The sequence below is a fragment of the Colwellia sp. M166 genome (genome assembly GCF_024585285.1).
GTDB lineage: Bacteria > Pseudomonadota > Gammaproteobacteria > Enterobacterales > Alteromonadaceae > Cognaticolwellia.
Map to the genome: position 1 here is coordinate 4,714,220 of NZ_CP040755.1, position 12,041 is coordinate 4,726,260.

The following is a 12,041-nucleotide window of genomic DNA, read 5'->3' on the forward strand; positions in this document are numbered from 1 at the left end:
CACTTATTGGTATAAAGGCTTTTATAGTTAACTCACTTAATTTTTAGCTAGCATTATTCGTTAGTGATATTAGCGTAGCTAGCTTGTAGCGATATTATAAGGCTTTGCGGAGACAATTCAATTTCTAGGCCGCGTTTTCCGCCACTAATGAATAGCGCGGCTAATGACTCGGCGCTTTGATCGAGTACAGTCACTAAGCGTTTTTTTTGTCCTAAAGGACTAACACCACCCAGTACATAGCCGGTTGAGTTTTCTACCTTGTTTGCCTCAGCCATTTTTATTTTTTTAGCTTTCAGGGTTTTTGCTAGCTTTTTTAAACTGAGCTTTTCTGCTACTGGAATAATAGCAACGGCTAAATAACGGCTATCGACCTCAACCACCAGTGTTTTAAAAACGGTCTCGGGACTGACTTGTAGTTTTTCAACTGCCTCTAAGCCGAAAGATTTACAATCAGTATCATGTTGATACTGATGTAAGCTATAAGGTAGTGACAATTTTTTTAGTTGCTTAACTGCTGGTGTCATATTGCTTTCCTAACTAGCATGTAACGATTTTTATAAGAGGTATTTTTATAACTTAGCTAATTAACTGTCGGTGGAGAGTTAATGGCAATATTTTTGCTTATTATCTCGGCGAGTTGAGTCATTATTTTTCGCATTTTCTCGACCGCGTGCGGGTAACCATCAGAGGTTAAAGCTGTCGTTAATGTAAAATGATAGTTTTTTGCTTGTTTATTGCCTTCATGCTGTAGCCAATAGCTGCCGGTGAGGATGGCCTGTGATTGATGAGTAGTATGAAATGCCGTGATTTTAACAATAACTTCAGTTGTTGCTTTTATCTGTTGTGGATTTTGCATAGCCATATAATTATAACGGCTATCGATAGTGTTTAAGTCGTCAATTAAACCTTCAGTGATACTAGTTTGTAGTGGCTCAGCCCACATATGAAAATAAGCATAGTGTAATTGGTGTTCGGAAAGTTGTAATACTAAGCTTGCTTGCTTTAAATACTCAGGTAATTCCAATAAGTTGATCACAATTACAGGCTTGTTGGTATTTTTATTTTCACTTTCACTTGCTTTGGTAAGTGTAGGACTATTAAGTAAATAATATTGTGTTTTCGGTGTGTTATTGCTGCTACAAGCTGTCATCAGCATAATTGACAAACTAAAGATGATTAAAGCCTGTTTCATTGTGTTGCTCCATTAAGTTTTTTTGGCATAGGCTCAGACGTTTCACCGTTATTAAAAATTAAGCTATTAGGCTTATGCTTTAATTGATTGAGTAACGGTTTTAATTCATTCATTGTTGCCGTTAGGGTGTTCAAAGTTGTGCGTAAGTCTTCATATCCCCGAGAGCCCGATGATAAATCTTTCGTTAAGCTATTAATACCTTTCAATGCTTTACTAAGTTCGCTACTGATTTGCTGTTGCTCAACTTGACTGAGTAGTTCATTAAGGCTTTGACCAACGCTTTGTAATTCTTTAGCTGTTTGAGCGACATCTGACATCAACTGGTTAGCATTATTACTTAAGTTAGTTAGCGGGATGTTATTTAAATTATCCATAAACTGTTCAGCTTTGGCGGTGATTTGAGCAAAATCATCGCTACTGGTTGGAATAATAGGGTATTCACCATATTGTTCAATACTACTGATTGCTTGGTCGTTGTTGTGTTGTAAATCGACGTATAAACTACCGGTTAAAATATTACCGGTGCGTAGTACGGCTTTTAAACCATGCTCAATCCAGTAAATATTTTGTTTCATCATTAAATTTTCACCTTCTTCGTTATCAGGCAGGCCGATACGACCAGGCTGTAGACTGATCAGCACTGGAATTTTAAAATCTGCTTTTGTGAGTTTATTTTCATTTCTTGTTAATGCTATATTGGTCGATTGTACTTTGCCTATTTGTACACCACGATACTCGACAGGGGCACCAACAGAAAGGCCTCTAATAGAGTCACTGACGAGAACAACAAATCCGATAGACCTGCGATATCTTTCATCATTGGCAGCATCATAACTTTCGTAAATATCATAATATGAGCGTTCGCCAATTTTATCCCCAATATCCATACCTTTAGGTACGCCAAAGGTAACCCCATTGGTTAACATCGTTTCAAAGTTTCCGGTTTTAACCGAGATGCCATCGGCATTTAAATCGAATTGCAAACCACTAACATCCCAAAATTTGGTGTTGCTGGTGATCAGTTGATGATAAGGAGCATTGATAAAAGCATTATAGTAAACCACTCGTTCTTCAAAATTAAAATAAATATCTTCGAATTGACCAACGGTTAAGCCTTTATAAATTATTGGATCTCCCTTTTTATAGGCGAATTGATCATTACTGTTAAGTGTTATGTGCAAGCCCGGTGTGCCGCTAGGGGTTAAAGGTGGAGAGTCTATCGCGTCAAATTGTTCGCTCTCGTTATGGCTTTTACCCGGTGATATTTCAATATAAACTCCTGATATTAAAGTACTCAGACCTGATACACCGGTATGCGATATTTGTGGAGAAACCACCCAAAATAAACTGTCAGAAACGAGGAACTTTGTCGCGTTATTTTTTATTTTTGCGGTGACAATAACACCATCACCACTGTCGTTTAGCTCTATTTGACTGACCTCACCAATATCAACATTTCGAGACTTGATTTTGGTTTTACCCGCCTCCATGCCTTCGGCGGTAGAAAAGTTGATAGTGATTTCTGAACCTTCATTACTCCATTGATAATAAAGCATCCAGCAGCCAATAAAAACAGCGATAAGGGGAACAAACCAAATGGTTGAGACGGTTTTTATCGGTTTTATTGTTGCGTTGGGCGTTTGTGTATCATTCATAGTTTTTTGTATTTTTCCAAATTAACTGAGGTTCAAAACTCATTGTGGCTAGCATAGTAACAACTACAACACCTGAAAATGCTAGTGTCGCGACACCTGGTGTTATACTCATAGCAGGTCCAAGCTGGATCAAGCTAGCAAGAATAATAACAACGAAAACATCTATCATAGACCAACGACCAACAAACTCAGCCATTCGATACCATTTTACTCTTTTTAAGCTTAATCTATCACTTTGTTTTTGAACACTATAATTTAACCAAACTAATACCAGTATTTTTGCTACAGGTACAATAACACTCGCTATAAAGATAATGATAGCGATTGGATAAGAGCCTAAATGCCATAGCAAAATAACGCCGCCGATAATCGTACTAGGATCATCTTTACCTAACAGGTGCGTTGTCATGATCGGATAAGCATTGGCGGGTATATACAAAATAATTGCTGTGATGAGTAAAGCCCAGGTTTTTTGTACACTGAGTGCTTGTGATACTGGGTCTACTTGGGCAATTTTATGCTGACTTTGTTGAATTTCAATATTATGTGTTGTTTCAACTTGAGCTAATAACTGGTACAGCTGACGTTTATCAATATGTAATACCACGAGTGTCATCGATAATGTAAATAAAATGAAAGCATAAAAAGATAAACCTAGTTCAATATCAGCCATTGAAATGATTTTTATCAAACTGACCAATGCTCCTATCAGGAAAATTTCTACCATACTCCAAGGTAACAACTTAAAAACGATATCTAATACCCGACGACCATATTTAGGGTATAGGCCTTTGTTCAGGGGAATTAACAAATAAATAACCGATAACAACACCACGCTTGGAATAGCAAAAATAGTCAGTAATTCTATCAGTGCTAATAGATGATAATTATTGTCGATTAATACCAAAAAACTGGAGGTAACGGCGAAGTGATTTTCTAATCCGTTGCTACTAAATGACAGAAAATTAAAAGGTAAAGACGCTAATAAAAATATTAATGCGGTAATAGCAAAGGCAATAATTCTTTCATTAGCATTTCGATGAATTGTACTCAAGATATAGCCACAACGCGGGCATTGTGCTTTTTGATTTTCTAGTAAATCTGGTAATTTGACTGTCAGCGCACATTCGTGGCACTGAATTTCAAGTGAGTATGTTTCGTTGTTTGGCAAATTTTTTTGGCATTTTAAATGCCGCTCTCAACTTAGGTTAACGAGGGTATTTTAAATTAGCATATATTTAATGACAATTGACTTAAAAGTTTTATTTCAAAGCTATTTATCTCTTATTTTACACTCGTAAGCTATCGAATAAGCTGGTTAAGGAGAAAGTTTGTCATGCTGATCGCCCAGTTTTTTGATATGCGCTTGTAAGGTTGGTACAAGATCTTTTTCGAACCAAGGGTTTCTCTTTAACCAGATATTATTACGCGGGCTAGGGTGAGGGATAGGTATAATTGCCGGCGTATAATTAAGATAATATTGTTGCCAATTTTTAACCGTTTCAGTTAAGGTGTTTTTTTTATTTTCTGTCAAATGCCAATCTTGTGCGTAAGCGCCAATAGCGATGATTAACTCTACTTGCGATAATTGTTGCAAGATTTTTTCTCGCCATTGTCCTGCGCACTCAGGTCGAGGTGCTAAGTCACCAGATTTACCTTTCCCGGGGTAACAAAATGCCATTGGCAAGATGGCAAAAAAATTATTGTTATAAAACCTTGTAGCATTAACACCTAACCAGGCTCTGAGTCTTTCGCCACTTTTATCATCAAAAGGTATGCCTGATTGATGTACTTTTAGTCCCGGTGCTTGGCCTGCAATAAGTACTTTAGCTGATGGTGATATTTGCAATACAGGATTGACGCCAAGCGGTAAATCATTTTGGCACAGTTTGCATTGACGTACATCATTGAGTAATTTAATAAATATATCAGACAATGAACTAACCTTTTGTTAGTTTTTAAGTAAAATGAGGGGCAATTTAAGCTAAAAAAGCGCTGAGATCAATTAATGATAACAGCGCTTTATATTGCTAAATGCAGTTTTTAAAAGTTATTAGCGTTTAATCGCTACTTTTTTATCTACACTAACTTTGGCTTCGATACGTCTGTTTGCTTCATGCGCTTGTGCAGTGTTAGCAGGGCTTAGCAATTCTTCTTCACCCATACCTACTGCGGTTAAACGTGATGACTTGATATCAAATGTATTCACTAAGACATCAACAATGGCATCAGCACGTTGTTGAGAAAGCTTTTTATTAAATGCCGCAGGCCCTACGCTCGATGTATGACCTTTAATTGTTAATGAAGTATGTGGGTATTGCTTTAAAAAGTCAGCTGCTGATTTTATGTTATCTAAGTACTCAGCTTTAACGATAGCTTTGGAGTTATCAAACTTAACGTGTAAATGTAAAGCGTCATTTTCTTCAGTAAAAATAGTACAACCGTCTACATCAACTTTATTTGTCTCTGGGGTAGCTTTACATTGATCTTTACTATCAACAACACCGTCGTTATCACTATCAATAGGTTGAATAGCAACAGGGACCACTGCTGTCGGCTCAACTGGTGCAGAACGTACAACTTTTTTAGCACTATCACCAAAAAAGTAAACAAAACCTATTTGCGCGCTTAAATCAGTGTACTTGTTATCAAATTGGTAATGTCCGTTACCTTCAAAATAAATAGCACTACGCTCACTAAGGTAATGACGATAACCGGCACCAACATTAGCTGACATTTCACTATCAATAACATCTAAAGCACTGGCACCAGCCATAACATAAAAGTTTTGTTTATTAGGGAAGTATAAATAATTTGCCGCTATATTCTTGCCAGATGGTGTCGACGGAGCCCAGCCTGTTCTGGTTAAGTTAAGGTCAGTATAAGAAACTCTTAATTCTGAAAATTCACTTAAACGATAACCAAACTCAGCACCAATACCGTTAGCGTGCTTGATGAAGTCAACATCGTTTGGCGCTAATCTATCGTCATCAGTATTCATTCGCATACCGTGAATACCGAGATAATATTTGCCAACAAGCTCTTCCGCTTTAGGTTGTTCTTGTGCGTTAGCACTCAATGCACAGAGTAAACTTGAAATTAATAAAGCTGATGTTTTTTGTAAACGCACAATAAAATTCCTTTTGATTTAAATTGTTAATGAAATGTTTCACTATGATCATTTTATTGCATATCTATAGTGATTGCAGCATATATATGGAAATTAACACTACAAATTAGTTATATAGGATATTAACATGATTTATAACTACAAGTAACAGTTGTCAATTTTCCATTTAGCTTATAGTAAATTTATCGTGTTTGTTTTATAACCTTACAGCGCTAGTTTAGTTTGTTAAATGGCTAACGCTAGATTAAACTTTTTAGTTATGTTCGATTGCTATTTTCTCAAGCTATAATGCAATTTATAAGCATAGAGTATATAAGTGATTAAATAATTTATTAAACAATGCTTTAGTCGTGTCTTGAGAGCCAGTAAACTCTATGGGGATACATCAACTTGTCAGAATATGGTGATAATGTTGGCGTTTTCAGTAACATTTTTATATTTTTAAATTATTGTTAAGTGAACAGTCACTTGATCAGAACGGCATTATTAGGAAGTCATATGAACACAGAAGCAGCCTACGCTATCGGCACTCTAGGTAAGAAATGGACTGATGGTGATAAGGAAACGTGGTTTCAACAACAGCAGAAAAAGCGTAGTTACTTTGAGCAAGTTGTCACAAAATTAGATGAATTAAGTGCTAACTTTATTATCGAACAATACGGTAATTTACTTTACGATGCCGAAAATTATCCTTTATATGCTTTAAAAACGGCTAATTGGTTAGACGATAAACCGGTTATTTTAATTACCGGTGGCGTACATGGCTATGAAACCAGTGGTGTGCAAGGTGCAATACGTTTTTTAAAAGTTGCTGCAGAGCAGTATCAAGGTAAATTTAACTTTATTGTGCTTCCTTGTATTAGTCCATGGGGCTACGAAACGATTAATCGTTGGAATCCATTAACTATTGACCCTAATCGCTCATTTCATGAAAATAGCCTAGCGCAAGAGTCAACTGCTGTTATGCAATATGTAAAAGCGCTTGGCATGGAGTTTCTTGCTCATATTGATCTGCATGAAACTACAGATAGTGATAATAGTGAATTTAGACCTGCACTTGCTGCTAGGGATGCTATTGAACAAAAAAGTTGGAATATACCGGATGGTTTTTATCTCGTTGGTGACAGCACTAAGCCTGAAGCTATGTTTCAAAAAGCTATTATTGAGTCAGTTGAAAAATGCACGCATATTGCACCGGCAGATGATGAAAATAAATTAATCGGTGTACCTTTAGCGCAGTTTGGGGTGATTAACTATGCAGCGCGTAAACTAGGTCTATGTATGGGCTTAACCGATGCACCCTATGTTACAACAACAGAAGTTTATCCTGACAGCCCGCGTGCTAGTGATGAAAGCTGTGTTATTGCCCAGGTGGCTGTGATCACTGGGGCACTAGATTATTTAATCGCCATATAAACCGGTTGGATTTATTTGCTGAAAGCATGCGACTTATACCTTTATAAATCGCATGTCACTTGCCGTGATTGGCAATGACATTAATCATTAATCCTTGTCGGGATTAAATGAGTATTATCAATGAATTTACACGGCATATAGCTCAAAATATCGATATATTTCCTTGCATAATCAGTGATACATGTTATTTTTCCTGCATTAAATAATTGAGGATGATTTTTCATGCCAAAAGCAAGTGATATAAAAAAGAATGCCGCGATAGAATATAACGGTAAAGTGATGATTGTTAGAGATATTGAGCGTTCAGTACCTCAAGGTCGTGCCGGTGGTAGTTTATACAGAATGCGTATGTACGATGTAGTAACTGGCGGTAAAGTTGATGAAACCTTTAAAGCTGAAGACATGCTTAACTTTGCCGACTTAACACGTCGTCCAGCGATGTTTTCTTATATTGACGGCGAAGAATACGTTTTCATGGATAATGAAGACTACACACCATATAACTTAAACAAATCGTCAATTGAAGACGAAGCGTTATTCATTACTGAAGATACTCAAGGTCTCTTAGTGATTATTGTTGATGGCGTACCTGTTGCTATTGATTTACCGTCAAGTGTTGAACTTGTGATCACAGAAACAGACCCATCGATTAAAGGTGGCTCTGCTACCGCTCGTACTAAGCCAGCTATTTTATCTACAGGTTTAACAGTTCAAGTACCTGAGCATGTTTCAACCGGCGATAAAATTAAAGTTAACACCGAAGATCGTAAATTTATGGGGCGCGCTGATAAGTAAGTATTAACTGCCTGTGTATCGAATACTAAACCAGTGCTTTAAGCACTGGTTTTTTTTATCCCAGCTCTTATTATTCGCTGAAATTATTTATGGCAAGTTAGGTTATTTATAATAATGAAACCATTTTTTAAATAGAAAACCTTGTACATAATCCACATTAATTTTGCGCGCAAAAATCTGATCACTTTCAGTTTCTACGCCTTCAAGAATAACTTTTTTACCCGCGCTATGAGCGTAATTAATCAGCGCTTCTACAAGCAGCATAAACTGATTATTGTGTTTTTCAGCTACTACATGTTTATCGAGCTTAATATAATCAACCAACTGAATAACAGCAGTTGATACCATCGAAAGCGGATTACAAACATCGTCAATTGCTGTACTGATATTACTTTTGGCTAAAGTATCTATCATCGCTAAACTTTTTATCGCGTCATTAATTTCTGAATTCTCTATCAACTCAACGACTATATTGGCATTTTTATAGCTTTTGAATAAAGTTAGGAAAGGGTTTTTTTCGCTATCTTCACCGGTAGAAAAGTATGAATCTTGATCTAAATTGACAAAAATATCGCTTTGAGTTGGCGCGTAATCTAATTGCAGCAATTTTTGTTGATACTCAACTTGGAACAACGTCAGAGGACTGTCATGTAGTGCAGCGTAAATAATGTCAGGTGCAATATTATGGTTAGTTTTATCGGAGAATCTTGCTAAACACTCATAAGCGATAATATCTTTAGATTTTAAATCAACAATAGGTTGATACTCAACACCATAACGTTGTGACTCAATTAATTCTATTAAACTTAGTGGGGAGACTTGGGTATTATTCATGGCAGAGACAAATAAAGAGCTTATTTGTATATCCTCATTTAATATAAAAGCATATTTTAAATGAGAATTATTATCATGTAAATCGTGATTGGCAGTAATTTATTGATATTATTTAATAAAACCGATGAAAATTAAATAAAATTTCTCTAAAAGTAGTTTAAAGACCTCGATTAAATTCTTGCAACAGCCGCTAAAATTTTTGAGATGTTAAATAGCCAGTGATTAACTGGCTATTTATATACTATGTTGGCTTGTGCTATTCCTTGATAATGAGTGATTTTCCTCGACCGCCAGATTCTGCCGCTGCGTCGAGTGTTTGCTGGTTGTTTATGAGTAGCTGGACAAAACCAAATTTTTTCTCGTTAAGTGTATAACCCATTTTTTCAAGCGCAGATTTTTCTTGTTTAGCAATACCAGGATAATGTTCGATAACATCTTTTGGTAATAATTGATGATGAAACCTTGGCGCATTTACCGCTTGTTCGGCGGTCATATTAAACTCAATCACATTTAGAATAGACTGATAAACAGAGCTGATAATAGTGGTGCCACCAGGAGAGCCAGTGACTAACTTCACCTTATCATCTTTTAAAAGTATCGTCGGTGTCATAGATGACAGCATACGTTTATTGGCTTGAATCGCATTCGCTTCGCCGCCGACAGCACCATAAACATTGGCGACGCCTGCCTTAACACTAAAATCATCCATTTCATCATTGAGAATAAAGCCAGCGCCATCAACAATAACACCGCTGCCAAAAGTGTAATTAATGGTTGTGGTGTTTGATACGGCATTACCCCACTTATCAATAATTGAAAAATGTGTCGTATCTGGACTTTCTTTCAATCCAGGCTTAATGGTTTTAGTAACAGAAATACGATCAGGAGAAATACCTGCAATACGAGTTTTTAAATAACTATCGGCTAGTAATCTTTCTTGAGGAACGTCAAAAAAATCAGGGTCGCCTAAGTATTCTGCGCGATCAGCAAATACACGCTTACCTATTTCTGCTAAACGATGTATATAAGCAGCCGAGTTATGCTTCAATGGTGCTTTTTGATCGGCCAATAAATCGTACATGTTTAGCCATTGTAAAATTGCAATACCACCCGAACTTGGTGGTGGTGCGGTTAGCACTCGATGACCACGCCAAGATTTTTCAAGTGGCTTACGCCATGTTGCTCGGTAATTTTTTAAATCTTGATCACCAATAATACCGCCGTGTTTAGTCATAAAATCAGTGATTATTTTTGCGGTTTCCCCTTGATAAAAGCCATTACGGCCTTGTTCAGCAATGCGCAGTAAGGTTTTTGCTAGGTTGGCTTGTTTGAATACAGTACCGGCTTTGGCCTGGGCAAAATGTTTGGAAAAGTTAACGCGTATGCCGTCTTCTTTAAAGCTGTCTATTCGCCATTTAATATTTTCGGCTAAATTTTCATGAACAACAAAGCCATCTTTAGCTAATGCTATTGCAGGCATAACGAGAGTTTTCCAAGGTAGTGAACCATACTTTTTATGCGCTTGCCACATACCATCTACTGTCCCCGGTACACCGGATGATAAAACGCCATATAAAGACTGAAAAGGAATAACATCACCGTTTTCATCTAAATACATATTACGATGTGCTTTTGCTGGTGCCACTTCACGATAATCAAGAAAATCGGCAACATTATCTTTATAAATCACCATAAAGCCACCGCCGCCAATATTACCTGCTTCAGGTAGGGTAACAGCTAAGACAAATTGCGCAGCGATAGCAGCATCAATGGCATTGCCACCTTGGGCTAATATTTGCGCTGAAACATCAGCGCTAAAACTGTCAGGCATGGCCACAGCAGCTTGTGATGCTGTTGGCATCGCAAGTGCAGTAGTGAAAAATAATGAATAAGTTAATAAAGTGATTAAGAAGAATAGTTTTTTTATCATGCTAATTTACATCGCGACATTTTTTATTGGTTAACAGATTACCGTGTTGACAACAAATGTATATACAGTCATGCATAAATAAGAAAATAATTACTTAACCTCAGCTCGGGATAAGAATTAATTAAATTGAACTAAGTGCCCGTTCCACGATCCGATCTTTCGACCAAGAAAAAACAGAAAGATAATAAGGAACGGGCATGAATAAACTAGTTGAAATATTCTGTGATGTCGATGATTTTTGTCGCGTATTTATCCCACAATGGGAGAAACAATTAATTGCTGATGGAAGTATCAAGCGAAATCGTCCATGCCGTATGGCTATGAGTGAGATAATCACTATATTAATTGCTTTTCATACATCAAATCATCGCGACTTTAAAAATTATTATAAAGGTTATATTACTAAGTTTTATCGTTCACATTTCCCTAGCTTATTGAGCTACACTCGATTTTTAGAAGTGATGCCTAAAGCGGTCGTTCCACTTTCTAGCTACTTTTCAATACTTAAAGGTGAGTCTACAGGTATTGAGTTTATTGACTCTACAAGCATAAAAGTATGCCATAACTTAAGAATTCCTAGACATAAAACATTTGACGGTATAGCCGAACGGGGCAAAGGAACAATGGGTTGGTTTTATGGGTTCAAACTACATTTAGTCACTAACTTTAGAGGTGAAATAGTTGAGGCTAAATTAACTACTGGCAATGTTCACGACACAAAGCCCGTATTAGCCTTAGCTAAAAACTTAAAAGGGAAGTTATATGCAGATAAAGGCTATATAAGCAAAAAATTAACAGTTGGTTTGAAGGAAAAAGGAGTTGATTTGATAACAACCGTGCGCCGTAATATGAAAGCCAAAGCTATGTCGTTATGGGATAGAGCAATGTTATCTAGACGGTTTATTATTGAAACGATAAATGATCAATTGAAGAATATATCTCAAATAGAGCATTCGCGTCATCGTAGCCCTAATAGTTTTATGTTGAATTTACTGGCAGGTTTAGTGGCTTATTGCCTTAAAGAAAATAAGCCAACCCTTAATATTAGTGACGTAGAGAAGAATGCTATGGTTAGGGCTTAACCCGATC

Annotated in this window: 11 protein-coding genes; 3 read left to right on the forward strand and 8 right to left on the reverse strand. The window is 36.7% G+C overall.

The features are described 5' to 3' along the window. Nucleotides 1-53 precede the first annotated feature (53 nt). From ybaK to FGD67_RS21185, 6 genes are all read right to left on the reverse strand, one after another. Nucleotides 54-524, reverse strand: coding sequence for a Cys-tRNA(Pro) deacylase (ybaK, locus tag FGD67_RS21160; RefSeq protein WP_257172991.1), 471 nt, complete (start codon nt 522-524; stop codon nt 54-56). A gap of 56 nt (nt 525-580) precedes the next feature. Then, the gene (locus FGD67_RS21165) at nt 581-1,192 is read right to left on the reverse strand and encodes a membrane integrity-associated transporter subunit PqiC (protein WP_257172992.1); all 612 of its coding nucleotides are present in this window, start codon (nt 1,190-1,192) and stop codon (nt 581-583) included. Further along, nucleotides 1,189-2,847, reverse strand: a complete 1,659-nt coding sequence (gene pqiB / locus FGD67_RS21170; RefSeq protein ID WP_257172993.1) for an intermembrane transport protein PqiB — start codon at nt 2,845-2,847, stop codon at nt 1,189-1,191. Before pqiB ends, FGD67_RS21165 begins: the two co-directional genes overlap by 4 nt. Continuing rightward, a complete protein-coding gene (locus FGD67_RS21175; RefSeq protein WP_257172994.1) occupies nt 2,840-4,018 on the reverse strand; it encodes a paraquat-inducible protein A in 1,179 nt (392 codons plus the stop codon). The genes pqiB and FGD67_RS21175 overlap by 8 nt, the downstream gene beginning before the upstream one ends. Before the next feature lie 147 nt (nt 4,019-4,165). Further along, nucleotides 4,166-4,783, reverse strand: coding sequence for a uracil-DNA glycosylase family protein (locus tag FGD67_RS21180; RefSeq protein ID WP_257172995.1), 618 nt, complete (start codon nt 4,781-4,783; stop codon nt 4,166-4,168). Nucleotides 4,784-4,900: 117 nt separating this feature from the next. Continuing rightward, nucleotides 4,901-5,977 (reverse strand): OmpA family protein, encoded by a 1,077-nt coding sequence (locus tag FGD67_RS21185; protein WP_257172996.1) that lies wholly within the window; start codon nt 5,975-5,977, stop codon nt 4,901-4,903. A 498-nt stretch (nt 5,978-6,475) separates the two neighbouring features. Between FGD67_RS21185 and FGD67_RS21190 the strand changes: the two genes are divergently transcribed. Then, complete coding sequence (locus FGD67_RS21190; protein ID WP_257172997.1) at nt 6,476-7,393, forward strand: M14 family metallocarboxypeptidase; 918 nt, start codon at nt 6,476-6,478, stop codon at nt 7,391-7,393. Between the two features lie 222 nt (nt 7,394-7,615). Further along, nucleotides 7,616-8,188: an elongation factor P-like protein YeiP gene (yeiP, locus tag FGD67_RS21195; RefSeq protein ID WP_257172998.1), complete on the forward strand. Its 573-nt coding sequence runs from the start codon at nt 7,616-7,618 to the stop codon at nt 8,186-8,188. A gap of 102 nt (nt 8,189-8,290) precedes the next feature. On the opposite strand, the gene FGD67_RS21200 is transcribed toward yeiP, so the two are convergent. Both FGD67_RS21200 and ggt read right to left on the reverse strand, forming a co-directional pair. Beyond that, complete coding sequence (locus FGD67_RS21200; protein ID WP_257172999.1) at nt 8,291-9,022, reverse strand: EAL domain-containing protein; 732 nt, start codon at nt 9,020-9,022, stop codon at nt 8,291-8,293. Between the two features lie 256 nt (nt 9,023-9,278). Continuing rightward, entirely contained in the window at nt 9,279-10,952 is a 1,674-nt protein-coding gene (ggt, locus tag FGD67_RS21205; RefSeq protein ID WP_373567816.1) for a gamma-glutamyltransferase, read from the reverse strand. A gap of 197 nt (nt 10,953-11,149) precedes the next feature. Between ggt and FGD67_RS21210 the strand changes: the two genes are divergently transcribed. Beyond that, nucleotides 11,150-12,034 (forward strand): IS982 family transposase, encoded by an 885-nt coding sequence (locus FGD67_RS21210; protein WP_257173000.1) that lies wholly within the window; start codon nt 11,150-11,152, stop codon nt 12,032-12,034. Nucleotides 12,035-12,041 lie beyond the last annotated feature (7 nt).

What these genes read in the sequence shown, in the direction of transcription:
- ybaK (WP_257172991.1), bottom strand. Translation starts at nt 524, where the DNA reads ATGACACCAGCAGTTAAGCAACTAAAAAAATTGTCACTACCTTATAGC.
- FGD67_RS21165 (WP_257172992.1), bottom strand. Translation starts at nt 1,192, where the DNA reads ATGAAACAGGCTTTAATCATCTTTAGTTTGTCAATTATGCTGATGACA.
- pqiB (WP_257172993.1), bottom strand. Translation starts at nt 2,847, where the DNA reads ATGAATGATACACAAACGCCCAACGCAACAATAAAACCGATAAAAACC.
- FGD67_RS21190 (WP_257172997.1), top strand. Translation starts at nt 6,476, where the DNA reads ATGAACACAGAAGCAGCCTACGCTATCGGCACTCTAGGTAAGAAATGG.
- yeiP (WP_257172998.1), top strand. Translation starts at nt 7,616, where the DNA reads ATGCCAAAAGCAAGTGATATAAAAAAGAATGCCGCGATAGAATATAAC.
- FGD67_RS21200 (WP_257172999.1), bottom strand. Translation starts at nt 9,022, where the DNA reads ATGAATAATACCCAAGTCTCCCCACTAAGTTTAATAGAATTAATTGAG.
- ggt (WP_373567816.1), bottom strand. Translation starts at nt 10,952, where the DNA reads ATGATAAAAAAACTATTCTTCTTAATCACTTTATTAACTTATTCATTA.
- FGD67_RS21210 (WP_257173000.1), top strand. Translation starts at nt 11,150, where the DNA reads ATGAATAAACTAGTTGAAATATTCTGTGATGTCGATGATTTTTGTCGC.